Source organism: Hymenobacter metallilatus, from assembly GCF_003944705.1.
Classification (GTDB): Bacteria; Bacteroidota; Bacteroidia; order Cytophagales; family Hymenobacteraceae; genus Hymenobacter; species Hymenobacter metallilatus.
This window is the reverse complement of sequence record NZ_RWIS01000011.1, coordinates 126,615-152,633: the sequence shown is the minus strand read 5'-3', so window position 1 is coordinate 152,633 and position 26,019 is coordinate 126,615. Positions and strand designations below refer to the sequence as shown.

General features: G+C 58.7%; 31 protein-coding genes. All 31 read left to right on the top strand.

From position 1 onward, the window contains the following. The 31 genes from EI290_RS16240 (at position 1) to EI290_RS16090 (ending at position 25,992) form a co-directional block, all read left to right on the top strand. Complete coding sequence (locus EI290_RS16240) at positions 1-663, top strand: hypothetical protein (RefSeq protein WP_125432527.1); 663 nt, start codon at positions 1-3, stop codon at positions 661-663. 1 nt (position 664) lies between these two features. Next, complete coding sequence (locus EI290_RS16235; RefSeq protein WP_125432525.1) at positions 665-1,066, top strand: DNA-binding protein; 402 nt, start codon at positions 665-667, stop codon at positions 1,064-1,066. Beyond that, on the top strand, positions 1,063-1,293 hold the full coding sequence (locus EI290_RS16230; protein WP_125432523.1) for a hypothetical protein: 231 nt from the start codon (positions 1,063-1,065) through the stop codon (positions 1,291-1,293). Before EI290_RS16235 ends, EI290_RS16230 begins: the two co-directional genes overlap by 4 nt. Before the next feature lies 1 nt (position 1,294). Then, a complete protein-coding gene (dnaN, locus tag EI290_RS16225; protein WP_125432521.1) occupies positions 1,295-2,524 on the top strand; it encodes a DNA polymerase III subunit beta in 1,230 nt (409 codons plus the stop codon). A gap of 11 nt (positions 2,525-2,535) precedes the next feature. Further along, positions 2,536-3,684 (top strand): DNA polymerase III subunit beta, encoded by a 1,149-nt coding sequence (gene dnaN, locus EI290_RS16220; RefSeq protein WP_125432519.1) that lies wholly within the window; start codon positions 2,536-2,538, stop codon positions 3,682-3,684. Positions 3,685-3,711: 27 nt separating this feature from the next. After that, positions 3,712-4,152 carry a hypothetical protein gene (locus EI290_RS16215; protein WP_125432517.1) on the top strand — a complete coding sequence of 147 codons (441 nt, stop codon included), beginning with the start codon at positions 3,712-3,714 and terminating at the stop codon, positions 4,150-4,152. Positions 4,153-4,196: 44 nt separating this feature from the next. Next, a complete protein-coding gene (locus tag EI290_RS22610; protein ID WP_221766271.1) occupies positions 4,197-6,449 on the top strand; it encodes a DNA methyltransferase in 2,253 nt (750 codons plus the stop codon). Continuing rightward, complete coding sequence (locus EI290_RS16205) at positions 6,449-8,482, top strand: DNA cytosine methyltransferase (protein ID WP_125432515.1); 2,034 nt, start codon at positions 6,449-6,451, stop codon at positions 8,480-8,482. Before EI290_RS22610 ends, EI290_RS16205 begins: the two co-directional genes overlap by 1 nt. Then, entirely contained in the window at positions 8,482-9,702 is a 1,221-nt protein-coding gene (locus EI290_RS16200) for a phosphoadenosine phosphosulfate reductase domain-containing protein (protein ID WP_125432513.1), read from the top strand. Before EI290_RS16205 ends, EI290_RS16200 begins: the two co-directional genes overlap by 1 nt. After that, complete coding sequence (locus EI290_RS16195) at positions 9,699-10,751, top strand: DUF1376 domain-containing protein (protein WP_125432511.1); 1,053 nt, start codon at positions 9,699-9,701, stop codon at positions 10,749-10,751. The genes EI290_RS16200 and EI290_RS16195 overlap by 4 nt, the downstream gene beginning before the upstream one ends. Continuing rightward, positions 10,741-11,646, top strand: coding sequence for a P-loop NTPase family protein (locus tag EI290_RS16190; protein ID WP_125432509.1), 906 nt, complete (start codon positions 10,741-10,743; stop codon positions 11,644-11,646). Before EI290_RS16195 ends, EI290_RS16190 begins: the two co-directional genes overlap by 11 nt. A 4-nt stretch (positions 11,647-11,650) precedes the next feature. Next, positions 11,651-11,830 carry a hypothetical protein gene (locus EI290_RS16185; protein WP_125432507.1) on the top strand — a complete coding sequence of 60 codons (180 nt, stop codon included), beginning with the start codon at positions 11,651-11,653 and terminating at the stop codon, positions 11,828-11,830. Next, positions 11,827-12,099: a hypothetical protein gene (locus tag EI290_RS16180; protein WP_125432505.1), complete on the top strand. Its 273-nt coding sequence runs from the start codon at positions 11,827-11,829 to the stop codon at positions 12,097-12,099. The genes EI290_RS16185 and EI290_RS16180 overlap by 4 nt, the downstream gene beginning before the upstream one ends. 11 nt (positions 12,100-12,110) lie before the next feature. After that, positions 12,111-12,557 carry a hypothetical protein gene (locus EI290_RS16175; RefSeq protein WP_125432503.1) on the top strand — a complete coding sequence of 149 codons (447 nt, stop codon included), beginning with the start codon at positions 12,111-12,113 and terminating at the stop codon, positions 12,555-12,557. Next, positions 12,554-13,207, top strand: coding sequence for a hypothetical protein (locus EI290_RS16170; protein WP_125432501.1), 654 nt, complete (start codon positions 12,554-12,556; stop codon positions 13,205-13,207). The genes EI290_RS16175 and EI290_RS16170 overlap by 4 nt, the downstream gene beginning before the upstream one ends. Further along, positions 13,207-13,695 carry a VRR-NUC domain-containing protein gene (locus tag EI290_RS16165; RefSeq protein ID WP_125432499.1) on the top strand — a complete coding sequence of 163 codons (489 nt, stop codon included), beginning with the start codon at positions 13,207-13,209 and terminating at the stop codon, positions 13,693-13,695. The genes EI290_RS16170 and EI290_RS16165 overlap by 1 nt, the downstream gene beginning before the upstream one ends. Before the next feature lie 3 nt (positions 13,696-13,698). Further along, positions 13,699-14,190 carry an ASCH/PUA domain-containing protein gene (locus tag EI290_RS16160; RefSeq protein WP_125432497.1) on the top strand — a complete coding sequence of 164 codons (492 nt, stop codon included), beginning with the start codon at positions 13,699-13,701 and terminating at the stop codon, positions 14,188-14,190. Beyond that, positions 14,187-14,615, top strand: coding sequence for an HNH endonuclease (locus EI290_RS16155; RefSeq protein WP_246008977.1), 429 nt, complete (start codon positions 14,187-14,189; stop codon positions 14,613-14,615). Before EI290_RS16160 ends, EI290_RS16155 begins: the two co-directional genes overlap by 4 nt. 89 nt (positions 14,616-14,704) lie before the next feature. Then, positions 14,705-15,481 (top strand): terminase small subunit, encoded by a 777-nt coding sequence (locus EI290_RS16150; protein WP_185817035.1) that lies wholly within the window; start codon positions 14,705-14,707, stop codon positions 15,479-15,481. Positions 15,482-15,664: 183 nt separating this feature from the next. After that, positions 15,665-15,895, top strand: a complete 231-nt coding sequence (locus EI290_RS16145) for a hypothetical protein (protein WP_125432493.1) — start codon at positions 15,665-15,667, stop codon at positions 15,893-15,895. Next, positions 15,892-16,314, top strand: a complete 423-nt coding sequence (locus tag EI290_RS16140) for a hypothetical protein (RefSeq protein ID WP_125432491.1) — start codon at positions 15,892-15,894, stop codon at positions 16,312-16,314. The genes EI290_RS16145 and EI290_RS16140 overlap by 4 nt, the downstream gene beginning before the upstream one ends. A gap of 259 nt (positions 16,315-16,573) precedes the next feature. Further along, positions 16,574-18,094 (top strand): terminase large subunit domain-containing protein, encoded by a 1,521-nt coding sequence (locus EI290_RS16135; protein WP_125432489.1) that lies wholly within the window; start codon positions 16,574-16,576, stop codon positions 18,092-18,094. 69 nt (positions 18,095-18,163) lie between these two features. Further along, on the top strand, positions 18,164-18,778 hold the full coding sequence (locus EI290_RS16130) for a hypothetical protein (RefSeq protein ID WP_125432487.1): 615 nt from the start codon (positions 18,164-18,166) through the stop codon (positions 18,776-18,778). A gap of 6 nt (positions 18,779-18,784) precedes the next feature. Then, positions 18,785-19,018 carry a hypothetical protein gene (locus EI290_RS16125; protein ID WP_125432485.1) on the top strand — a complete coding sequence of 78 codons (234 nt, stop codon included), beginning with the start codon at positions 18,785-18,787 and terminating at the stop codon, positions 19,016-19,018. Beyond that, entirely contained in the window at positions 18,969-20,942 is a 1,974-nt protein-coding gene (locus EI290_RS16120; protein WP_185817034.1) for a hypothetical protein, read from the top strand. The genes EI290_RS16125 and EI290_RS16120 overlap by 50 nt, the downstream gene beginning before the upstream one ends. A 117-nt stretch (positions 20,943-21,059) precedes the next feature. Further along, positions 21,060-21,590: a hypothetical protein gene (locus tag EI290_RS16115; protein WP_125432481.1), complete on the top strand. Its 531-nt coding sequence runs from the start codon at positions 21,060-21,062 to the stop codon at positions 21,588-21,590. A 106-nt stretch (positions 21,591-21,696) separates the two neighbouring features. Further along, positions 21,697-22,329, top strand: coding sequence for a hypothetical protein (locus EI290_RS16110; protein WP_125432479.1), 633 nt, complete (start codon positions 21,697-21,699; stop codon positions 22,327-22,329). Between the two features lie 35 nt (positions 22,330-22,364). Further along, complete coding sequence (locus tag EI290_RS16105) at positions 22,365-23,258, top strand: hypothetical protein (protein WP_125432477.1); 894 nt, start codon at positions 22,365-22,367, stop codon at positions 23,256-23,258. Positions 23,259-23,384: 126 nt separating this feature from the next. Beyond that, complete coding sequence (locus EI290_RS16100; protein WP_125432475.1) at positions 23,385-24,464, top strand: hypothetical protein; 1,080 nt, start codon at positions 23,385-23,387, stop codon at positions 24,462-24,464. Positions 24,465-24,544: 80 nt separating this feature from the next. Further along, positions 24,545-25,663 (top strand): hypothetical protein, encoded by a 1,119-nt coding sequence (locus EI290_RS16095; RefSeq protein ID WP_125432473.1) that lies wholly within the window; start codon positions 24,545-24,547, stop codon positions 25,661-25,663. Further along, a complete protein-coding gene (locus EI290_RS16090) occupies positions 25,660-25,992 on the top strand; it encodes a hypothetical protein (protein ID WP_125432471.1) in 333 nt (110 codons plus the stop codon). The genes EI290_RS16095 and EI290_RS16090 overlap by 4 nt, the downstream gene beginning before the upstream one ends. The last annotated feature ends 27 nt before the right edge of the window (positions 25,993-26,019 follow it).

The following is a 26,019-nucleotide window of genomic DNA, read 5'->3' as shown; positions in this document are numbered from 1 at the left end:
ATGAAAGAAAATCAAGTCATTTATCCGCTTCCAGACCAGGTACGCTGCCTTCGGCGCGAGGTCACGATGCGCTATGCGGTGTACCCCGGACGGGTAGCGGCGCAGAAAATGAGCCAGGCCGAGATGGACCGGGAAATCGGAACCATGCAGGCGGCGGCCGACAGCATTGAGAAGATGGCCAAAAACGGCTTGTTCCGGGAAGCCTGGAATACGCTGGCCGAAGCCCGCACGTACGCACATGCCGAGCTGATGCAGGAAATTACCCGGGTGCAGCAACGCGCAAATCAGTTCACCACCGACGGCAATCTGGCTTCTGCACAGGCTGAATGCCGGAAGCTGGCCGGCCTGACGCTGCGCTTATCGGAGCTAATCGGCGAGCTGCTGGCAAAGCCACAGTCCGACGCACCCGTGGTCAGCGCGCCGAATTTGCTACTCACGGCCACCCCCGCTACTGCCGCCGCAAATAGTGCCTACGCAACAGTTGAGCAGAAGCAGGCCATCATCGGACTGCTGAACCACCCGGCCATTGAGCGCAAGGAAAAAACCAAGGTACTGCTCAACATCAACCGCATCAGTCCGGACAAAGCCACTGAAACGATTGAGCACCTCAACGTGCTGATTGACGCCTACGATGGCCCGACCAGCTACGCTAAAGCCAGCTGATATGGAGCTGATTGATTTCAACCAAGAGGGCATCAAAGCCTTACTGCTCCAGGCATTCAACGAGCAGGCCCGCGAGTATTACCACTCGCTGCCGGCCCCTGATCCGCAGTACACGCCCGATGAAGTAGCGAAGTTCCTGAATATCGACGTGTCTACTGTGCGCTCTTATATGAAGCTGCCGGTTACGCACCCCCGGTACCTGCCCTATGTGCGCACTACGGATACGGCGTGGGGCAACCGAATCCTGGGTTCCGATCTGCGAGAGTGGCAGCAACGCCACCGCCAACAGCCGCAGCAAGTGCAGATACCGGTTCCGGAAACGCAGATGCGCGTCGCACACCGGGGCCGTGGGCATGACCGACGCAAACGTGGCCACGGCCGCACAACGCAGGAAGCCGCATGAGCCTGGTCGCCCAACTCCATAAGCAGCGCGAACTGAACGCCCGTCTGGTGCGGGCCCGCCGTCGGCTGCTACACTCTCCGTGCCCCTTCTACGTGCGGCGCTTCTTTATCTGCCTGATAGAAGCCAACCTGTACACGGATTCCCTTTTGACACTTGAAGTGCCAGCAGCCCACGATAAGTGCGTGCATAAGCTGCTGGCTACCCTGCACATTTCTGTTGCCCACTGATATGAACGCTTCAGCTCTCGCTACATCGGCCGTTTCCTTAGTTATCAATTCGGCCAACCTGCTTAAAGCAGCTCAATACGCCTCTCTGCTGGTTACCCGCAATCCGGTTGTTCCTGTCCTGGAAAACCTGCTGCTGGAAGTTGAACCGACTAAAACCAAGTACAGCACTGCGCGCAGCTTACGCCTGATCAGTTCCGACCTGGAGCACCGGTTTACTTCCCGCTCTATTCCGATTGAGGCCACCGTTTATCCGGAAGGCGCCAGTATCTGTGTACCAGGCCGGCAACTAACGGACTTACTACGCAACATTAGTGAGCAGCCGGTAACACTGGAAATAGAAGAAGACGGTGGCCACCCGTATCTGCTGCTCAAGGCCGAACTCGCGCTGTCATTGCTTCCCTCTGGCAAGGGGGCAGCCACCTACGAATTGGCCGGTGAGGCGGGCGGCGAGTTTCCCCGAAACACCGTCCTAGCACTTCCTACTACAACACTGCACATTCCCGGCCACCTGTTGCTGGAAGGCTTGGCGCTTACATTGCCCGTAACCGGCACCGATGAATTACGGCCGGCAATGACAGGGATTTTACTGGAAGTATCTGCTCAGCAATTCCAGTTGGTAGCCACCGACGGACACCGACTGGTGCGCTTCACGAAGCAGGATCAGCACAGCCTACAGGGCATTGAGCGACGCTGCATTATACCCCGCAAGGCGGCTGAACTGCTCCATAAACTCGTAGATCGGCGCGAGCGGCTGGAAATGCAGTTGCTGAATGACAATATCCGGGTGGTGATGGAGAAAGGAGAATTACTGATCCGTCTGATTGACGAGCGGTACCCGGATTATGAGAATGTGATTCCTGAGTTCCAGCCGAATGTGCTGACGGCCCACCGCCTGGAGTTGCTGGCAGGGGTAAAACGGGCCGCCCTGTTTGCCAATAAAACGACGCATCAGATAGCTCTGCATCTGCGGGGTGATGGCTGCGAACTGGTAGCTGAAGACCTCGATTTTGATAATCGGGCGCGTGAGTCGGTATCTGGGTCTTACCAAGGGGAGAGCATGGCCATCGGCTTTAGCTACCGATTCCTGCAAGGGTTTCTGCAGCTGCTGCCTTGCCAGAACGTGAAGATGAGCATGAGCACGCCCAGCCGGGCTATTGTGCTTCAATCTGCAGACGCAAACGATGGTGTGCTCTGCCTGCTGATGCCGGTCATGTTAAACAACTACATCTAAATCAACTCCACATGCCCGCTATTTCCATTAATTCCAGCGCTCTGCTCGCAGCCGTCAAGCTGCTGATGCCCTTGGTACCCAACAACCCGGTGGTACCCATTCTGAAAAACCTGCGCCTGCTGGCCGTAGGCAACACGCTCCAGTTGGCCGCCTCCAACCTCGAAGCTGACCTCGCCACTGAAACCGACCTGAGCGACGCCACCGCCGACTTTGACATCTGCCTACCGGCGAAGCTGCTGCTGACGACACTGCAGAACCTGCCCTCCCAGGCCATTACCCTGCATTTGGACAGTGATACCTATGCGGTAACGCTGCGGGCCGGCAAAGGCCGCTACCGCCTGCCTGGTGAAAACTCGGTTAGTTGGCCTAACCCGACTGCGGATAAGCCACTGGTTCATCTGCATGTGGCTGGGGCAACGCTCTCCCATGTGCTGAAGAATACGGCCCCCTTTGCCGTAAACGATGCAACCCGGCAGTCGATGATGTCGGTGCTGCTGGACATTCGCAATCAGGATATTCGGGCGGTGGCCACCGATTCTCACCGTCTCAGCTTTATTGAGCTAAATCGAAATCTGGTGCAGGTAGAAGGTCCGGAACGGCAATTCATCCTGCCAGTGGCCCCGGCCCGGCTGCTGGCTACGCTTACCGAGAAAACCGGTCCTGTGACGTTGCAACTGGGCGAATGGCTCCAGGTGCGGGGAGTAGGCTGGCAGCTTCGGTGCCGCCTCGTGGATGAGCGGTATCCAGCCTACGAGAACGTCATCCCCCTTAATCAGCCCTACACGCTGCAGGTAGACAAACAGCAGTTGATGGGCTGTATTCGGCGGGTACTGGCCTATGCAGCCGAGAAAACCCAGCAGATAGGTCTGCGAATGAGTGACAACGGCACGCTGCGTATCTGGTCTGAATCTATTGAGGTAGGTACCGAAGCAGTCGAAGAGATGGAATCCAGCTATAACGGCGAGGATTTCGAGATGGGATTCAATGGCAAATACCTGCTGGAAGCCTTGCAGGTAATGCCTGAAGGATCAGTTGACTTCCAATTGTCCACACCCAACCGGGCCGCTATTATGGTGCCGTCTGCCCCTGAGCCCGAGCAGCCCCGCCAAAGCATGTTGCTCATGCCCGTCCTGCTGTCGAGCATGGCCCCGGCCGCGTAATGTTTCACCTTCTTTTTGCCTTCCATCATGAGTACTATACCTGCTGAATTACTGCTGAACATCCGGGGTGCTGCCCAAGCAGCGCAAAAACAGTCAGCCCCCTTTACCATCAACCCCACGCACCTACTGGCTATTCTGGACCGGTTGAAGGATGCGGAAGATGAGGACGAAAAAGAAGAAACCTTCGATGAGTTGTCGGAAATCGACAAGCTGGAAACGGTAATGGGCTGGCTGAAAACAGCCCACACTTCTACCAAAGCAATCATTGCTGATGAGGTTGTACCTGGTGGTGTTATCCAGCTGGAAATAAAGTCACTGGGCCACGCCTCCGATGAAATTGCCGCCGAAAAGCTGGAAGAGTGGCTGAATACCATGGGCCTGGATTCGGCCGCCCAGCAACTGGGACTGGTCAGCTGCACCAGCGGCGCTGGTACCAACCAGCTTTACCTCTACTCCAACGCAGCCTAAATCCTGAGCCGGCCGCCCACGCCGGGCGGCCGGACGCTTTTTATATGGAGACTTATTTTGATTTCCTCGCCTCCAAAACACAGCTCACGCCCGCCGTGGGCATGCCGACCACGGAGCTGTCGTTCAACCCCGGCCTGAAAGGCTTCCAGCAGTTTATTGTGGAAACCGCCCTGCAGAAAGGGTGCTACGCCCTGTTTGAGGATTGCGGCCTGGGTAAGACGTTCCAGCAGCTGGAGTGGGCGCGTCACGTTGTGGCCTACACCCAGAAGCCCGTGCTGGTGCTGACTCCGCTGGCTGTCGCAGCGCAGACCATCGACGAGGGCTTGAAGTTTGGCATCTGCGTTATGCGCCTGAACCCGGCCGAATCAGTTGCTGGTACGCTCTCACCCGGTATCTACGTCACCAACTACGAGCAGGTAGAGAACCTAGATCCCACCGTTTTCGGTGGTGTAGTGCTCGACGAAAGCAGCATCCTGAAGAACTTCACCGGCCACACCAAGCGGCTGTTGCTGGAGTACTTCAGCCAGACGCCCTTCCGCCTGGCCTGCACCGCGACGCCCTCCCCTAACGACCCAATGGAGCTCGGCAACCATGCCGAGTTTCTGGGCGTGATGACGCGGCAGACGATGCTGGCCACCTACTTCACCCACGATGGCGGCGACACCAGCAAATGGCGCCTGAAAGGTCATGCAGAGGCCACGTTCTGGCAGTGGGTGGCAACATGGGCCGCCTGCCTGAGCAGCCCAGCTAACCTGGGATTTGATGCCACCGGCTACGTGCTGCCCGAGTTGCGGCTCGACGAGCGGCAGGTTACCGTTCCGGTCAATGAAGATTCCGGCCTGTTATTCGGGACCAACAGCATCAACGCTACCGGATTCAACGCTGAACTACGCGACACGCTGGAGCCCCGCATGCAGGCGGCCGCGGCCATTGTAGCCGAGTTGCCCGCTGATGAGCCCGCTATTATCTGGATCAACCAGGATGTCGAGGGCGACCGGCTGCGGCAGCTGCTGCCCGACGCGGTGGAAGTGCGCGGTTCTGATAAGCCATCGGTGAAAGAGGCCCGGCTGATGGGCTTTGCCCGGGGCGAGTTTCGCCTGCTCATTACCAAGAAGAAGATTGCCCAGTTCGGCCTGAACTACCAACACTGCGCCCACCAAGTATTTGCGGCGCTTGATTTCAGCTTCGAAGGCTTCTACCAAGCTCTGCGCCGCTCCTACCGTTTCGGCCAGACCCGACCGGTAACTGCCTACCTCATTACCACGCCCAGTATGGGCAACGTGCGGGCTGCCATTCGTCAGAAGCAGGATGCTCACGATAAGATGCACCAACAGCTGGCTGCCGCCATCTCCCACATCCAAGACCCTATTCAGCGCACCATGTCCCATACCCCCACCCCTGTTGTTGAGCGCGGCTCCAACTTTGATTTTTATCTGGGTGACTGCTGCGAGCAGATGCGCCACATAGCCGACGAAAGCATCCATTTCAGCATCTTCTCGCCACCCTTTGCCGAGCTGTATGTGTACTCCGGCCTGACCGCCGATATGGGCAACAGCGCCAATTACGAGCAGTTTCGCGAGCATTTCCGCTTCCTGGTGCCAGAGCTGCATCGCACCCTGCTGCCGGGCCGGTTGGTGGCCGTGCACTGCATGGATCTGCCGATCCAAAAGGGGAAAGAGGGCTTTATCGGTCTGCGCGACTTCTCCGGAGCCATTCGGGAAGAGTTTGAGGCCGCCGGCTTCATCTACCATGACCGCATTACTATCTGGAAAGATCCGGTGGTGGAAATGCAGCGCACCAAGTCGCTGGGCCTGCTGCACAAGCAGCTGAAGAAGGATTCGGCTATGTCGCGCACCGGCATTCCTGATTACCTACTGGTGTTCCGCAAGCGCGGCGATAATCCGCTACCTATTCGGCAGACAGTAGCCGTGGATACATGGCAGAAATGGGCGTCGCCGGTGTGGTTCGACATCAACTACTCCAAGACGCTCCAGCGCGAGCCGGCCCGTGAGCAACAGGATGAAAAGCACATCTGCCCCTTGCAGCTGGAAACCATTGAGCGGGCCATTGCGCTGTGGAGCAACCCAGGCGAAACCGTGCTGACGCCGTTCGGTGGTATCGGCTCAGAAGGCTACCAGGCCCTGAAAATGAACCGCCGGGCCGTGCTGATTGAGCTGAAGGAAAGCTACTGGCGGGTAGGCGTGCGCAACTGCCAAGCGGCCGAAGATGATAAGCGGCAGATGACCATCTGGGATTTGATGGAAGGGGCTGATGAGGCCAGAAAGCAGGCTGCGTAATGGTAAAGGAACTAGCTGTTGCCACCGGGCTGCTGCTGAGCAGCCTGGGGCTGAATACCACCTGGCGCTTAGGCGACGCCTTTTGCGGCGGTGGTGGCACTTCTACCGGCGTGGTGGAAATTCCCGGCTGCGAGGTGGTGTGGGCTATCAATCATGATGATGTAGCCATTGCCTCTCATAAGGCCAACCACCCTAACACCAAACATTTTATTGAGGACATCCTGAAGATTGATCTGGGTGTACTTGATCCAATCGATATTCTGTGGGCGTCGCTGGAGTGTACCCATTTCAGCAATGCCAAGGGTGGCCAGAGCCGGGATGCTGACAGCCGTATGCTGGCCTGGGGCCTGATGCGGTATGTGGAGCACTTCCGGCCCAAATACATCTTCATCGAAAACGTGCGCGAGTTCCTCAGCTGGGGCCCATTGGTGGAGCGTAACGGCCGGATGGTACCCGACACCGACAAGGATAAACTGGGCAGCGAGTATAAAAAGTGGGTGAAGGCTATTCAGGCCATGGGCTACAACTACCGCTACAAGCTGCTGAACTCGGCAGACTACGGCGCCCATACCTCGCGCCTGCGCTACTTCGCCGTATTTGCCCTGGAAGGCTACCCGATCCGGTTCCCGGCCGCTACCCACCACAAAACCGGTGCTGCTGGTCTACCGAAATGGAAGGCCGTGCGTGAGGTACTGGACTTCACCGACCGGGGCGAGTCGATGTTCACCCGCAAGAAGCCGCACAGCGACAACACGCTGCGCCGCACCTTGGCTGGTGTCCGGAAACAGATCCTGCCCGGCCGGGACACGGCTTTCGTCACAAAGTGGCTGGGCAACAACGCCACCACCGGCATCAACGCCGGCTGCTCAGTCAATGCCCCGGCCATTACGGTTACCACCCAGAACCGCCTGGGACTGGTGCAGGCCGAATTTATGCAGGGCGAGTACGGCACCATGCACAATACCAGTGTAGAAGCCCCTTGCCCTGCTCTGGTAACCAATCCCAAGCAGCGGCTGGTGCAGGCAGAGTTCCTGTTCAACCCCGCCTGGGGTGGGCATAGCAGTTCCGTGGAAAATCCGGCTCCGACGGTGGTGGCTCGGCAGGACAAGGCCCCGGTAGGTTTGGTACAGGCTGATTTCCTGATGCAGAGTAACGGCGGTTCTCCGGAGTCGAAGGTAACAGGCACCGACCGCCCATCCCGCACCGTGCTGGCCTCGCCCAACCAGTCGTTGGTGCAAGCCGAATTCCTGACCCACTTCTATAATGGAGGCGGAAACAATAGTAGCACGAATGAGCCTTGCCCAACCGTCACCACGAAACCGAAAGCGGGATTGGTGCAGGCCGATTTTATGCTGCATAACTACGGCGGTGACCGATTTGACCGCAACCGCAGCCTCGACGAGCCCGCTGGCACCATCACCACTACCGGCGGCCAGCAGTACCTGGTACAGGGGGAGTTGATGTTTCAGAACAACTTCCATAACCTGCCCGCCTCGCTGGATGATCCGGCCCGCACCCTCACTACCAACGGTGGCAATCAGTTTCTGATGACCTACTACGGCCAGGGCGGCACTACTGGTATGGATCAGGCCTGCCCGACCCTCACCACGAAGGACCGGGTAGCCAAGGTGGAAGCTGAAGATGGGTTCCTTTTCTCCCATCAGTTCAGCAATGAGCCCAGCAGTTTGGACGGTCCATCCCGGACGTTGGTGGCCAGCCGCCGACATCAGTACCTGACGCTGCTGGAGCTCGGTACCTGCCCATCCCACCTGTTGCCCCAACCCGGCGACTCGCTGATGATGCGTCTGCTGAAGTACGTGTGCCGCAAGTATGGTATTGCCGACATCCGGATGCGGATGCTCAAGGTGAGCGAGCTGCTGCAAATCCAGGGCTTTCCCGTGGATTACGTGCTGATGGGCAACCAAACCCAGCAAAAGAAATTCATCGGCAACGCCGTGGTACCGCACGTTGCGCGGGCCCTGGTAGGTGCCAACATCGAAGCAAATAACGAACGGCTGCAAGCCGCTGCATAATGAAATCGGAGCAACAGAACATATTCGAGGGCACCCGCCGGCTGCAGATGGATGAGAGCATTGAGCTGACCATCCGGAGTATGCAGGCCTATGGCCCCACCCACAAGCACTGGGCCATTGCCTGGAGCGGGGGCAAAGATTCCACCGCTACGCTTACGCTCATTGTCTGGCTGATTGAGTCGGGCAAGATTCAGCGCCCGGAAACGTTGACCGTCCTGTTTGCCGATACCCGCCTGGAGCTGGTACCGTTGATGGCCGCCGCCCATGATATCATGGATGATCTGCGCGAGCTAGGTATTGATGTGCGCATCGTGATGGCCCCGCTGGACCGCCGGTTCTTCGTGTATATGTTCGGCCGGGGTGTGCCTCCTTCCGGAGCTGGGTTCCGGTGGTGTACCGGCCTGATTAAAATTGAGCCGATGGCCGCCGAACTGCGGCAACTGGTTGGAACGCTTGGAGAAAAGGTTCTGATGATTACCGGTGTTCGGCAGGGCGAATCAGCTATGCGCGACCAGCGCATCGTGATGAGCTGCGGAAAAGACGGTGCTGAGTGTGGCCAGGGCTGGTATCAGGAGACATTACCAGCTGAACTCTGTGATACGTTGGCCCCGCTGCTGCATTGGCGGGTGTGCCACATCTGGGAATGGCTGCGCAACTGGGCCCCACGCGCCGAGTATGGCGACTGGAGCACAAAGCTGGTTGCTGAAGCCTACGGTGGCGACGAAGCCGAGGAAAAGAATGCCCGCACCGGCTGCATGGGTTGCCCAGTGGCCAGCAAGGATGTAGCGTTAGAAACCATTGTAGAACGCCCTTCATGGGCTTATTTGCGCCCGTTGTTGGGCCTGCGGGCTGTGTTTGAACGGTTGCGCAGTGACCCCAATTTCCGCAAGCGAATGCCGGCGGGTGAGCGGGACGCCAAAGGAAAGCTGGTTAAAAAGCAGCAACGCTTGGGTCCGCTCACGATGGAAGCCCGCCAGTGGGGTATGCAGCAGGTATTGACTATGCAGGCAGCCTGTAATGAATTGGCCGTTGCCCAAGGCCGGCGGAAAGTAGATATCCTCAATCCAGAAGAGGTAGCCAGAATTGAAGAGCTGATGGCAGCGAATACCTGGCCCGACAAATGGACCGGGGAAGAGCCTACGGCCGCCGTGGTACAGGACCAGATGTACCCGGATGGGTCGGTATGGCCTGTGTTTGACTTTTTGAAATCAGCAGCATGAAATCCCCCGCATTCCAATTCTATACTGGTGATTTCCTCAGCTCGCCCGACGTGCAGATGATGGATGCCCGCGAAGTGGGGGCCTATTGCTTGCTGCTGTTCAATGCCTGGCAGGGCGAGCAACCTGGGCACCTGCCCAATAGTGAGGATAAGATGAGGCGGCTCGCCCGTCTCAGTGTGGAAGAGTGGCAGACCAGCCGGGAAATCATCCTCGGCAAGTTCCCAATAGCAGCTGACGGCGCTACTCGCTATAATCCGCGCATGGTAGCTGAAGCCGAAAAGCAGTGGGTTTTCAGAAATAAGCAGGCGGGCAATGGGGCTAAGGGTGGCAGGCCAAAAAAGAACCCAACTGAAAGCCAAAAAAACCCAAGCCTTTCCACTGAAAACCCAAGCCTTTCAAATCAAAACCCAGAGCATAACCCAAAAAAAGCTCTTCAGTTTTCATCTTCTATTTCATCTTCATTACATACACCCCCTACCCCCGCAACCGAGGGGGGTGTGTTGGCTGAAGGCTCAAAAAAAAATGAGGGCCCGGCCGCAAGCGAAGAATACCCCGCTGAAGGCTCGCCCGCGTCGGCTTCGCACACTAAGGGCCCGGCGGCCGATGTAGCTACACCGGTTGAATTCCGGCCCGATCCGGAGTGGGCGGCCCCGATGCGGCTGGTAGCGGACCAACTGGCCACCTATTTCGGCTTGTCGAATGCCCAGCAAGATGCCCGCATGCGCCTGACGCGCTTCTGCCGCATTCAGTTCGAACAGGGCCAGGGTCAGCTGCTCACCGACCAGTTCGCCGCCTACCGTGCCTACAAAAAGCTGCGCGACGAGCGCCTGCACGGTTGGAAATCCTACATCGGCACCGAGGCGCAGCGTTTTGCCGACGGGGCCTGGAATGAAAAAGACTGGGCTGCCGCACTTACCGAGGCCCGCAAAACCACTTCGACACATGGAAACAGCCGCTTCACTGATGCCGCGGGCAATGGGTCAGCTTCCGACTCCAGCCGCCGCCATCATATCCCATCCCGCATCAACTACCAGAACGATGCGGCCTAATCAGGTTCCGGCCGGGCAATTGCCCAGTGCCTTTTTTGATCTGCCCCAGCCCGCCGACTTCCGGGAAAACGAGACCCGCCGGTTACCGCTTACTGCCGACGAGCAGCAGCGGGTGCTGGACAAAGCCAGCCAGGACAAATACACCCATGCGCACAATCACTGGTACCGCTGGAAAACGATTGAAGCCATGAAGCCCCAGAAAGTAACTGCCCAGCAGATGCGGGCCTGGTTTGAGCGGGAAGCCCAGCGCCGGCTGGGTCAGCCCTACCAGGTAGACGATACGAACCGGGAAATTGTCGAAGCCCTCTGCCTCTACTTTGCTGAAGATCCAGAGTTCGAAGCCCGCGGCTTTGGCAGCCTGAACAAGGGTATTCTGCTACGCGGGCCCGTTGGCTGTGGCAAAACCACGCTGCTGACCATCTTCTCGCACAACCCGCGCCTGCCCTACGCGGTGCACCCGTGCCGGCAGCTCTCGGATGAGTATTCAGTGAAGGAAACCGGCGGGGCCCCGGCTCTCTACGACTACAAGCACCTGATTAAGATTCCGGTAGGGAAAGAGGCCCAGTTCAACTACCGCACCCACGCCGGCATCTGCTTCGACGATTTAGGCACGGAAGACTGGCAAGCCAAGCATATGGGCAAAACGCTCAATGTGATGGAAGATGTGCTGTGCTCGCGGGATGATGAGGTGGTAGCGGGCGACTTGCCCCGCTATGCTACCCACATGACAACCAACCTGCCTTTCAACGATATGGAAATCGAGGATGAGGCTACTGGTAAACCTGTCATCGTGAAGGGTATCGAGAGCATCTACGGCACGCGCTGCCGCTCCCGTATCCGGGGGCTATTCAACGTGCTCACCTTCCCCGAAGTCGCCTACGACCGGCGGGGCTAAGACTATGACCTCCCTGGAACGGGCCCTGCTCGACGCACTGGTGGCCGCCGAGTTCTGGCAGCAGGTGGGTGAGCCGCACCGCACCGACTGGGCGACCATTCACCACCTGAGCTACCGTCTGCATTACCGTGCCCGGACCGGCCGGGCACGCACCATCCGCAAACCGTCAAAACTCAACCCATGAACGCCGCCGCCGCCCTGGCCAGCTTGGGCATTACCCCCGACCACACGGGCCCCTTCACTTACGACGAGCTGCTGCAAGCCGCCGAAGCCGCCCTAGCCCTGCCAGTCGAGCCCTATTCCGACGAATTCATTGCCCGCGAGCAACTCAAAGGCCATGCCTTCCTGATGGCCCCGGCTTACACAACGCCCATCCAGATGGAGGATGAGCCCGCAACTCCCTGGCCCTTATTCATCAACCGCAGCTCCAGTGAGGGGCACCCACCGTTTTAATCCTTTTACCCATGAAACCCTACCAGTACCAGCGCGCCGACGGCCGCACCTCCACCCAGCAATTCAGCAACGATGCCACCGCCCTACGCTTCCTACAGGAACTAGGCGACAACTGGCAGCTGCTCACCCCTATCTGCGACGCGCAGCCGTTACCGGCCCCACTCGCCCATGTCGAGCCTACTGAGCAAATGCGCGAGGCGGCACTCTGGGTGCAGGGCGGCCTGGAGCTGATGGCCGCCGGCTCCCTCTTCGCAGCAAAGGAAGCGTTCCGCACCGCCTACGGCCGTCTGACGGGCACTGAGCCGGCCCGTGACCATAGCCCGGTCGGTATCATTGCCATTGCCCAGGCCTGCACCGGTTGCACCAACGGCAACTGCAGCACTCCGCCGCCTGCCTATGGCCAGCCCGATGCGCAGGGTCACAACCAGGCCGCAGCTGACCACGGGTTTGCCTCATGAATGCCGAGCAGAAATTCGCCGCTATTGTAGTTGAGCAGCTGCGGTTGGCCGGCTGGCTGGTGTACCAGGAAGTCGAAATTCCCGGTGGCCGGGTAGATATCGTCGGTGTGCGGGGCCCTATCCGCTGGGCTATTGAGGTGAAAACGTCGATGAACTTGGCTGTGATGGAACAGGCCCGCCGCAACCAGATGTGGTTTCACTTCAGCAGCGTAGCCGTTCCCAGACCGGCCCGGGGCCAGTTCGGCCCGTCGTGGCAGTTTGCCGCTGAGTGCGGCAAAATCTTCGGTTTCGGGGTGCTCTGCATCCATGAGCAGGGCCGCCGGATGGATGCCGGATTTACTCGTTACGCGGAAGGCCGGCTAAACCGCAAGCCGGGGCCGGTGAAGCTGTGGCAAGAGCAGCAAACCGAATGTGCCGCCGGCTCCAGCACCGGCGGGCATTGGACCGATTTTAAGAATACGGTTCGGCAGTTGGAGCACACTGTTCGACTTCGCCCTGGTGTCAAGCTGCGGGAAGCAGTGAAGTCGATTCGACATCACTACAGCAACGAGCCTTCTGCCGTCGGCTGCATTTCCCGCTACATCCGATCCGGCATTATCCCTTCGCTGCGCCTCGATAGTGGCCAGCTCTACCTGAAAGAAGCTGCCTGATGGCCAAGTTCACCCTACCCCCGCACCTGGAAAAGCGCATCATTCAGGATACCCGCCCTGCCACTCGCGCCCCTCCCAATAGCCAACCACCCGCGCCGGATGCTGATAAGCTCCCCAAGCCCCGGAAAACGCGCAACACGGCGGCCACCAACAACCTCACCACGGCCATTCGCGACCTGCTGGGCATGCTCGGCTGCTATATCTGGCGCCACAACAATGCCGCCGTGTACGACCCACATATCGGGGCCTACCGGGCTGGCAGCAGCAAGCGCGGCTTGTCTGATACGCTCGGCTTCTACAAGCCTACCGGCCACATCGTCGCCGTGGAAGTGAAGTATGGCAAGGATACGCTCAGTGATGAGCAGCGCGAGTTCCTGGAAGAGGTCAGGGCCGCCGGCGGCTTCGCCTGCGAGGGCCGCTCACTGGAGCAGGTGCAGCGCGAGTTCACCCAGTGGAAACAATCGATTCAATTCAATCAAGCAGCATAACCCATGAGTTACGCAGAACCAACAACCCACGACCTCAAATGCTGGCCAGAATATTTCGAGGCCGTAGCCGACGGCCGTAAGTCGTTTGAACTCCGCGAAGATGACCGCGGCTACTTGGAAGGAGATACGCTGCTGTTGCGAGAATACAACCCGAACACCAATACCTATACCGGACGGGAGATCAGACGTTTGGTCACCTATATTCTTCGCTCCACACATTTCAACCCCATTGGTTTTGGTCTACGGCGGCAGTATGTAGTAATGGGGCTTGCTCCGGTTTGGGTATCGGTAGAGGAACAGTTACCTGAAGTACAGGGCTACGGCATCTCAGCTGCTGTGTTGGCAGTAGAGAATACCGGAGCACAGGTAATTGTGAGTTATGACCACCGATGGAAACGATGGATAGGGTTAGACTACGAACCACATATTACCTACTGGCAACACCTGGGTCCTTTACCCGGTACTAATCCAGTGCAAGAGAACAGGGAGTTATGAAAAAGATGCGCCACATAGCCTGCTCCATCGACCCCGAAACCGGCGACGTCGAATACTTCAAAGCCGGCCACACGTCTCGCTACAACCAGTCTGGCAACTTCAATACGCCCAGCAAGCCTACCAAGGAATACAAGGCTCGCAAACGTCGGGAGAAGAAACAGAAGTACGCCGGCTGCCACCCGCGCCCCCTGTTCCACACGCCTGCGGAGGAAATCGGCGGTGCCCAACGCTACCGGATCAAAGCCGGGGTGCTACGGGAGGCTGGCTACCAGTGTGAGCAGTGCGGTAGTCGGTTCAACCTCACGCTGGACCACATTATCCCACGCAGCAAAGGCGGCGGCTGGCACCGTTCCAACCTGCAATGCCTGTGCAAATCCTGCAATGAGGCCAAGGCGGATTTGATGCCTTACGACATTGCCGCCTGATGTGAATGGTTTATTTGGTGTAATTGTATGTACTTTACATACAATTACACCATTACCTTTTATTACCGCTTTCGTTTTTCGATATGGCCATGGGACAGCCTGACGAAACCACCCCTACCCCTGCCAAGCCGCTTACCAAGCTGCAGGAGGGCTTCGCGCATCATTTCGCCAGGCTGTGGAAGGCCGCGCCCGCTTACCGCCTCGCTGGTGGTGCTGAGAATGGGGCCAAGCAGAACGGGCAGAACCTGCTGAAGGATGAACGCATCCTGGCCGCTATCAAAGCCGAGGCCGCCGCGCTGGGTATGAGCGTGGAAGAGGCCACTGTCCGCATGTCAGAGTGGGGCCGTACCTCGCTGGATGATGTCCTGACTGAGGAAGAGGAAGAGTACACCACCTACATCGAAAAACCACTACGTGAGGTTGTAGCAGAGAATTATGAGGTTATTCTGTTCGAACAGGAGTTGGCCATTCGTGTAGAGGCGCTGTTCACGGACAAAAAGGACCAGAAGAAGTACCGCAATCAACAGCAGGCGCTGCACCTGAAGCGGTTGATTGAGCACGAACGACTGTTGCTGGAGCTGGAAAAGAAACCAGATACCGTTCGCATCGTGCCCGGTCCCAAGGCCAAGCGCAAAGTGGTTCGCATCGACATGGTGAAAGTGCACGAGTTAAAGGCCAGCCACCTGATCAAGAAGATTACGCCCACTAAGTACGGTCAGGCCTACGAGCTGCATGACGCGAAAGACGCGGTAAACACCATGCTCAAGGTGCTCGGGGCTTTTGCCCCCGTCAAGGTGGACCACACCACCAACGGCAACGATATGCCCGGCTCCAACATCATGATGCCCGACAATGGCCGCGACTAATGACATCAACCGCATCGTGCTGCTGCATATTCGCCGGCAGCGTTTTCTGCTCGCGACAGTAGACCGCATGCAGGCACATCGTCACAAGGTTAAAAAAGAGCCTGGGACCACAGCTGCACGGATTACGATGGCTGATTGGTTCAGAACCATCCGAGAGGCCACCAAGACATTTGCTGTAGAGCTATGAGCTACGACCTCACCGATATCTACTACGTCGGCACCCATCGGTACAGCTTCCGGCCGGGCAAGCCTGCCCGCATCGTCGGTGCCCGCCGTGCCCACGGCCACTGGTGCTACGTGGTGCGCTACTCGGATGGACAGCGCGACCTGAAGCTACTGCGAGGTGCCGCGCATTACCGGCTGGTGAGCGGGGCCGATATAGCCGCTGGTAGACTACCGAAAGTAAGCGAATGAGTGCCCAGCCCTACGAAATCGAACTGGTAGCCAGCGAAACCGATACGGACTACCACGAGGCGCTGCTGGCCACCATCACCGGCCTGCCCAAAGCCGAGATACGGGAGAAGCTGCCAGAGCCGTTGCGGCAAGCCAAAGGATGGCGCGGTAGTAGTTTCGGCGAGGTAGCCCGGCTACTGGGCTATAACACTACGCCCCGCTTCGTGAAGTGGGACCCGGCTACCCCATGGCCCTGCATCCTGCGGGTGAAGGTGCCGGAGCATTGGGGCTGGAAAGGCTGCTGGTGGGCGTTGGTGTACAACCAGAGCGAAGTCTACGATGTGGCCCGCAATCAATCGTACTCGCTGGAGCACTGGCAGCGCATCTATCCTGCCTGCCGTGTCACCAGTATGCTGCAAATCTGGATTTCCGATTTATGAAACACCCTAATATAATTGTAGTTGGCTCAGGATTGGTTGCTCTTAATGCCGCCGGGGCCCGCTTGTGTGTGGCCATTAATGCCTGTGTCAGTAGCCTAGAAGCAGCCGCTGCACAGGCCGAAACAGATATAGAAAGGCTCAACGCGGAAAGCGTTACGGTTCCACTTCGGGAAGCCCTGTCATTTCCTGAATACCAGCCCTATGTAGTAGTAGAGCGCCCGGCTTACCGTGGCTACATGGGTAACCGCCGCCGCTACAAATGACAGCAGTAGCCACCGAAGCGCGCATCATCACGCCGCAGCCGGGTTTCCAGATGGCGGCCCTGAGCACGCCCGCCGACATTGCCATCATCGGCGGTGGGGCCGGCGGTGGTAAAACCTATGCCCTGCTGATTGAGGCCACCCGCCACCGCTTCAACCCTGGCTGGGGCCCTGTCGTGTTTCGTCGTACCTATGCCCAGATTACCAACGAAGGCGGCCTATGGGACACCAGTAAGGAGATATACCCGCTTGTTGGCGCTAAGCAGGGCGACCTGGAATGGAAGTTTCCCAGCGGGGCACGCATCAGCTTTGCCCACCTGCAACACGAAAAAAACGCCTACGACTGGCAGGGTACTCAGATTCCACTCATCATCTTCGACGAGCTCACGCACTTCTCTAAGAAGACGTTCTGGTATATGCTTACCCGTAACCGCAGCCTGTGCGGGGTGCGGCCGTACGTACGGGCCAGTTGCAATCCTGACCCCGACAGCTGGGTAGCGGAGTTGATTGATTGGTGGATTGGGGAGGATGGGTTTCCCATTCCTGAGCGGGCCGGTGTACTGCGTTATCTCACCCGAGACGGGGAAGTATACATCTGGGGTGATACGCCCGAAGAGGTGATGCAAAAGGCCCCGCATCTGTTCGAAGGGCCACTGGCTGGCACCCGACCGAAAAGCGTCACCTTCATTCCCGGCAGCATTTACGAGAATAAGAAGCTGCTTGCGGTCAACCCCGAATACCTGGGCAACCTGATGGCCCAGGATGAAGAAACCAAAGCCCAGCTGCTGGAAGGCAACTGGAAGGTGAAAGTAGACGGCCTGGCCTTGTTTGAGCATACCCGACTCAACGACCTCTGGACCAACTACCCGGTAGTAGAAGCTCAGCCCCGCCGCTGCATTACGTGCGACGCCGCCGGCTTTGGGGCCGACAAGTGCGTGATTAAGGTGTGGGTTGGTTGGACGGTGGTCGCCATTACCGTCATCAGTAAAACCGGCTCGCGTGACATCGTGGAAGCCATCGAGCCGCTGCGCCGCCGCTACAACGTGGCCCAGTCTGATACGCTCATCGACCAGGATGGCGTAGGCGGCGGGGCTGTGGCGCTGGGCGGCTACGCCGGTTTCAGCGGCGGCACTCCCGCCCTGACCGACCCCGAAACCGAAGTGAAGGAAGCCTACAAAGACCTCAAAACGCAGTGCTACTACCGCATGGCCGGCCGCGTCAACCGGGGCGAGGTCCGCATCGAAGTCACCAGGGACAGTTGCGTTATTGATGGTCGTCGGGAAACAAAGATGAAGGTGGCTGGAGTAGAAATGGATATCCGCGACGTCATCAAACAGGACCTCAAAGCCATCAAGCGCGGCAAAGACACGGCCGAGGGCAAGAAAACCATCAACACCAAAGACGAACAGAAGATCCTGCTCGGTGGCCGCTCCCCCGACTTCGCCGACACGTTCAGCTTCCGCGAGTGGTTCGAGCTGCGGCCGGTGTTTCGGAAAGGGTTTATGACGCGGAAAAATTAAGCCTGTTGCAGTTCTGGAAATATTGTATGTATTTTACATACAATAAATCACTTCTTTCTCTTCGCTGCTATGGACTGCGTACGCCCTGACTCTCTTACTGCTCCCGCCAAAGTGGACTGCGCTGTTCATTTCGGCCAAACCGTTCGGATGGCCATCGGCCGCCGGGGTGCTTTTGCCGCTGCCTTCGCCACGATAGCGGCCATGAAGACGCTGGCCGCCTGGAACGCGGCCTTCGCCGCCGTGAATGATGACAAGATCATCCTCACCCCGCTCTATGTGAACCCGCAGCTGCCGCAGTCGGAGGCGCAGTTCGCCGAGGAAAACACGAACGGCAGCATCAACGGCAAAGGCTTCCTGACCGGCTACAACGCGGTAAAATACACTGCTGAGTACGTCGGCCTGCCCGCTTCCATCAAAGCCCAGCTGGAAAAGATGGAAAATGAAAGCCGCGCCGAACTCGGCGTTGATCCGGTGGAAATGGCCCTTATCACGCCCGACAACCGCATTATCTCGCGGGGCGTGAACGGCATTCCGTTCTCCAACTTCTACCTGCAATCGGTGGGCAGTGAGGGCTTCAAGGCCCTGAACAAAAACGGCTTCGGCATTTCGCTTGATGGCAAGTGGGATGTAGGCACCACCATCACGCAGGCCGATTTCGATCTGGTAAGCCTCAACCCGGTATAACGCCTGATGGCCGGTAAGCCCACAGGAGCGCAGCCCGACACGGTTCGGCTGCGCTCCACGGCCCTGGGCATCGAGCGGGATTTCTCCGCTGCCCACGCCGCCGCCCTTCACGCCCTGGAAGAAAAGCAGGGCCACCACGACTGGCACGAAGTGCCGGCACCCACCGAAACACCCGCGCCCACCACGGCCGATGATCCTCCAGCCTCAAGACGTCCGCGCACTACTCGAAAATCCCGCTAACGGCGGGGTGATTGCCGAGTGCCTGCGCCACGAGCAGCGGCTGCGGCTGCATGCGGTGCCCCACGTCGATACCAGCCGCCGGCCCGCCGGCTGGCTGTATCTGCGCGACTGGGCCAAAGGCATGCTGCCGACTGACCGCTTCACGAAGTGGGAACAGTGTGTACCGGCTCCGCTGCCGACGACGGACATTGTAGAGGATATTTTCACCGGGCTGAAGCGCGTGTTCGAAGCGCAGGACGGATTGCTGAGCTGCGAGCTGGCGACGCCCGAGCTGGAAACGGATTTCGAGCAGTTCCGCACCGCGCAACGTGAGGCGGACTTCTGGGAAAACACCGCGTTCCAGGCCCTGGCCGCCCGCCCGCACTCGCTGCTGGTGGTGGACATGCCCGCCGAGCAGCGCACCCGCTACCCCGAGCCCTACACGCTGCTGCTGCACCTGGAAGATATCTTTGATGTGCGGCTCAAAGCCGACGGCACCTGCGAGTACGTCCTATTCACCCAGCCGTCTTACAAGGATGCCGCCGGCCGCACCATCGAACGCCTGCACGTCTACGATGATGCGGCCTACGCTATCTGGGAGAAGCCGGAAGGCGAGCAGCAGTGGAGCGAGGTACTACGCAACGCGCACCAGCTGGGCACCTGCCCGGCCCGGCTGTTGTGGTCGGAGCCGCTGGACCAGGCCACCAACTTGCCCCGCCGGGCGCCGCTAACGGCCGTACTCGGCTCGCTGGACCGCTTCGTATGGTGGGACGGCGCTATCGAGTATTACCGGCAATACGGCACGTTCCCCATCATCTGGGGTTTCGAGTCGGGCTGCGACTATCAGACGCCTGATGGCCAGCGCTGCGAAGGCGGCGTTATCAACAAGATAACGGCCTATGATACCATCGGTGATGGTGAGCAGGTGCCACGCTATCAGACACTAAAGTGCCCGGCCTGCACCGCTAAAGACCTGCTGGGACCGGGCGTGTACGTGGAGGTACCCGCGCCTTCCAAGGACATGCCCGATACCCGCGACCCTATTGGCATGGTGTCGCCGAACGTGACCGTATTGGAGCATATCGAGCAGTTGCAGCAGCGTCGCCGGGAAGCCCTGCTCCGGTCGGTTCTCGGCGGTGGTGGTGAGCCCAGTAACGAGCAGGCAAAGAATACCAAGCAAGTACAGTCCGGCTTCGAAATCAAGCAGGATGTACTGGTGGAGTTCAAAAAGCCACTGGAGCAGGCCCGCGCCTGGGAACTGACGACCAAAGGTCGCCTGCGCTACGGTCCGCTGTACCGTAGCACGTTCGTTTCCATGGGTGAGCGGTTCTACCTCAAAACGCCGGAGCAGCTTGCCCAGGAAGAGGTCGAAGCCCGCAAAGCCGGCCGGCCGGTGTATGAGCTGAGCCAGGCCCGCGACTTCCGCTACCAGACTGAATACCGGCACAACCCTGCCCAGTTGGACCGCATGCGCATCCTGTCCGACCTGGAGCCTTACCCGGAATACTCGGTTGATCAGATCCTGACCATGCTGGCCAGCGCCGGCACCTCGCCCATGGCCACGGGCTTATTCGACGAGCAGCTGATGCGGCTCAAAGTCGATTTCGGCCGCTACCTCACCCGTTTCGAGTCGGAGCAACTGCCTGTTACCCGCTTCGCCTCGCTTCAACCCTACCACATTAAGCTCGCCCTCATCACTAAAATCCTTTTGTCTTATGTGCCGGCGATGGGAGTTCCGTCAGGACAAGCATTTGCAGTAGGCGACACCGTAATGGTAAAAGCAGGCAAAGCGCACATGCCAGAGCATGAAGGCCTAACCATGACTATTGCCCAGATTCAGGGGAATACCTACGCGGTTCGGTTGCCGGATGGCAGCGTGCATAAATGGTACACCGCAGAGGAGTTGATGAGCATGAGTAAAAATCCGGCCCCTATGTCAATGTAAGGTATGAAAAAAATGTCCAAAGGCATGAAAATGCCTAAGCGAAAACCGGCAAAAAAGGCGGCCGCTAAACGCCGTAAATCGTCCACTTCCCGCAAACGCGGCTAATCCTTTTGTCTTATGTCAACGACAACCAAACCCAAGGTGGCGGCCAAAGCCAAAACCCCGAAACTCGACCTGAAAACGCTCCAGTCCCAGCAGCTTAACGGCGAGGACATCGAGCAGGCCAAAGGCAATCAGGATGACTCGTATGAGTTTCCTGCTCACGAAGCCGACCGGGTACACGTCAAGCTCACCAGCAAGGTCAATGACCCGGTGAAGAAAGAGTACACGGTGGTAGACAAGGTAGTGAAGCTGGTACCGGCCCAGTACGAGCGTATGGAGCGCAACAACGCCTTTGCCGAGTACGACTCCCAGACCATCCTGCACGACCCGCGTCCGCAGGCTGCCAAGAAAGAGGCAGAAACCGATGACACCGGTACTAAGCAACCGATGCAGCCCAATGCTACCCAGCCTTCCCTGCAGGATGCACAGATGCGCTTCCAGGAGCTGTATCCGGAAGATAAAGAACTGACGGCTTCCAAAAACTATGATGAGCTGGTAGAGCTGATCCGAGCCAAGGATGCCGATTTCGGGAAGGTTACTGAATAAGTGACCGGGGCCGGTTCCACGCGGGTGGGACTTCCGGAGCCGGCCCTTCCGTCCCACCCGCATAGTAAAGTCAGAGTACCTGTTTCACAGCCATTTCCCCATTCGCATGGCAACTCCTATCAACTTCCCCGAAGCCAACGCAGTGCTCCAGAAGCCGGCCAACATGACCGACGAAGAGTGCTGCTCCCTCCCGATTCTTCGCACCGATGACGGCCAGTGCATCAGCCAGTGGCAGTTAGGGCCCGAAGAATTGATCAGCATCAATCAGACGCACTGTGTTACCGTTGGTCTGCTGTCCGGCCACACCCAGCCTCCGATGTGGGTGCAGGGTAGCGCACCGGCACTGGAGCAGCAGAACGAAAGCAATCTGGTGCTGCACGCCCGTGCCGAACTCAAAGCAGCTGGCCTTTGGGATGAGACTGCTGATTACGGTGGGGAGGTTGCCAATTCGGTAATGCAGTTGGTGCAGGTACTCTCCTATCAAGGTCATTCCGGCGGCTCCCATGCCCAGACGCTGGACCTGTTTGAGAAGCTGGCCCGTTTTCAGCCCCTGGGGCCGCTCACTAACAATCCAGAAGAATGGATGGACGTGAGCTACGAATCGGGTAAACCGATGTGGCAGAGCAGACGCCAATCGGATGCGTTCAGCACGGATGGCGGTAAAACATTTTACACCCTGGACGGCCCCGAAGGCCGCGACTTCATTCATACAGCAGCCGATTTCAAAGCGGCTGCTTAATTATCCCACCCTCACCACTTCTACGAGACTGAAGTATGGCCATCACCGACAACACCTTTACCCCCGAGGAATTGGACGCCGCTATTGCCGCGAATCCGGCCCTGAAAGACCACGTCGTAGGCGGCGTAAAAAAGCTGGGCTACGTAGCCCGCACAGCCGACGAAGAAACCAGCTTTATCGGCACCAAAACCAAGGAAATCTATGATGGCCTCGACAAGGACATCTTCGATACCTCTGGCATTGCCCGCAACCCTACGGAACGCACTTACGACTACGCGAAGCGCGTCATCGGCAAGTTCAAGGAGGATACTACCCCGCTGCAGCAGAAGATTCTCGACCTGGAAAAAACCATTGCCGATGGCAACGGCAACGAAACGATGAAGGCCCAGCTGGAAGCTCTGCAAAAAAAAGAAGAGCAGTACCAGAAGGACCTGACCGACAAGGATACCAAGCTGTTCCAGAAAGACGTCATGCTGGATATCCGCGACGGTGTGCGTGGTATCAAGTTCGACCCGTCGGTGAAAGAGTCGGTGGTGAAGGTGCTGGTAGATAATGCTACCCAGTCCATCATCAGCATGGCCAAAGAGCAGAAGAATGTAGATGGCTCTACAACCGTGGTGTATGTCAAGGACGGCAAAACGGTGCTGAACGATAAAAGCCTCCCAGCCACTGCCGCCGACATCCTGGCCGACATCCTGAAGGACGTGGTAGATGCCGGCCACCAAGGTCAGGGCGGCGGGGCCGGTGGACAAGGTGGCGCTGGTGGCCAGGGCGGCCGCAAGCCGTCTGCTTTACCCGCTACGTTGCCGGCTACCGTGAAAAACCAGGGCCAGCTAATGGACTGGCTGAAAGAATTCGGCCTGGCCGAAGGCTCGAAAGAATACGACGAAGCCTACGACAAATTCGGCGCGGGCCTGCCCCTGCGCTAACAGATACTGTCGGCGGCGCACATGAGACGTGCGCCGCCGGCCAATACGCATACGCTTACCTGCCACTGGTTACGGGACGACCTGGCACCCCTGTTTTCATCTTTTCACCTTACCCCTTCTACGACGATGCCCTCCATCGCTCAAACCCTCAAACAGGCCGTCCGTACCCGCTACCGTCGGCGTCCGAACGGCGGCCTCGACAGCCTGGAGCTGCGCGGCTCCAACTACGGCGCGCTGCAGCTGTACCGCAAGCAGACCGCCTCGCCCACCGGCATTATGACGCCCGAGCTGCGCGAGGCCCTGCAAAACTCGTTCGGCAACACTGTGCAGGCTCCGGTTATCGACTATGAAAACCCCACCCTGTCTAACGTGCGCACCTGCGCCGTGCAGGTAGGCGGCCTGAACTCAAAGCTGGTGACGTTCACCTTCGCCACGGTGGCTTTCGGTTTCCCAATGATTCCCTCGCAGCATATCAACAACGATATCAGCTATGAGGACACGTTCTATCGCCAGTTTGAGGCCCGTCGCCTTAAAACGATGGAGTTCCTCGACACGCAGTGCGTGGATCAGTTGGAGCTGGCTAAAAACCAGTACTACCCTGCTGCCATCACCGCCTACTACCCCGAGGTGGCCGATGCGCTGCAGGTGCCCGATGCCGAGCGGAAAGAGTTCTACAACTACATCGAATCCATCCTGGAAACGATGGATTTGGGTGGTACTCCCGACGTGCTGACCAACCCGATGGCCATGGCTGATGTGCGGGCCATTGAAGGGGCTGGCCAGACCAGCGACGGCGACCTGAGCTACGTGCTGGATGGTGTAGGCCAGTTCTTCCGCTCCAACCGCATCCTGCCTGGCACCGGCAACCGTGCCACCATGTACCTGGTAGCGGATGGTGCTGTGGGCCTGGAAACCCGCGTAGACCCCGACTGCGCCCGTGGTGTAGTGCACGGCGGTGCTGACAACCCTGTGCGCGAGTGGACTACCCAGGACGTGCCCGGTCTGGGCACCATGGGCCTGTTTTACCGGGCCGATTGCTCGGATCAGTCGGCTCCCCTGGCAGGCCAGAACCTGCAGGCCCTCACCCGTACCGCCGTCGAGTCGTACGAGTGGAGCTTCGATGTATGCTTCGTGAAAGCCTACAACTCGGATGCGGCCGGCCGCTACTTCCCCATCGTGAAGGTGGAGCAGAAAGCTGCCGCTTAGGGCCAGCTTGAGAGTGCTATTTGTGATAAATGCCCGTCCCGGATGCGGGACGGGCATTTTACCTTTTCATCCTTCCCGCCATGTTTAATACCCTCACCCTCGCCGCCCTGCTTGCTACTACCATCGGCTACCGGCCCGTTGCTGGTGCGCCGGATGAGCCGACCAGCCTGCCTAATGATCTGTTGGCCCCTGAAGGGGAGCTGGCCGTGCAGGATGTGCATCCGCTGCTGACGCTACGCAACATTCAGCAAGCGGCCCCGCAGATGCCGGCCGCCGCGTTTCCCGACTTCCTGAAAACCGCCCGTATAACCGCTGCTACCAAGGTGCTGCAGTCGTTTCGCGAGCAGAAGCAGCTGACGAGCACCGGTAAGCGCCTGCTCCAGGACTTGCCGCTGACAGAGGCCAGCGGCGCGTATCGGGACAAGATTATCCGGCAGGGCCGCTTCGTTGGCTTGGCGCTCCGGATGCGGCCGGGCATGCAGGATATCGGCGTGCGGGTAACGGCAGTCGGCACCCAGTTCACCGAGCGGGAGCCGAACTTCAAGCTGGTGGTGCTGCACAGCTCCGATATGGCCGCCCCCGTGGCTGAACTGGACCTGCCCCGCACCGACCGGGTGTATTTCGAGTGGAGCCCGCTCACCACGCCCATCGATCTGGCCAGCAAGAACGGCGGCACCTGGTATTTTGGGTACTATGAGGATGAGTTGAGCGGGCAGGCTATCCGCCTGGAGCAGAACCTGCAGCAGCGCCCCGGCCAGTGCTGCGGTAACGCTTATGTGCAGTATGATAAATGGAGCCCGTACGTGCAGGTGCTGCCGTTTTTGCAGGCTCCGTTGTCGGATGACATTACCTATCAGAGCAACACCAACTGGGGCCTGAACCTGCGGCTGGAAGCTACCTGCGACCTGACCCAGCGGCTGGCTGGCCAGTTGCCCAGCTTCGCGGCGGCCGTACGCGAGCAGCTCGCCGTGAACCTGCTGAGCCTAATGGCCTACTCCACCCGCGACAACGGTTTGGCTGATAAAACGAAGGCGTTGGCGTTGATGGAACTCAACAACCGCACTGATGGCCAACCAGGCCTGCTTACCCAGCTGAGCCGCACGCTGAAAGCGCTGGACGTGGATATTTCAGGGGTGTCTGCTACCTGCCTACCCTGCGCACCGAAACCTGGGGCTGTGAAGTTTAAAAGCATCGGATGAGTGCCCGGCTCGACTTCCTTGCCCGGGCATTTGAGCGGCTGCCACGGATGCTGGATCAGCAGGTAGAAGATACGGTGCGCGACAACACGGCCTTCCTGGAAGATGCTAACACCGCGCAACTGGCCAGCGGCAAAGATGCTACCGGTGCCGACATTACCCCCGAATACGCCGACCTCACTATTGCCCTAAAGCAGATCAAAGGCCAGCCCACTTACCGCAAAGAAAATACGAACCGGCACAACGCCGCTGCTGGTAAGGCCCCGACCACCCACCACCACGGCAGCCTCAGTACGGCTACTAGCACAACGAGTAGGGGCCAACTCACATGAAATCCTGCGCAGAAGTCACAACGAGGA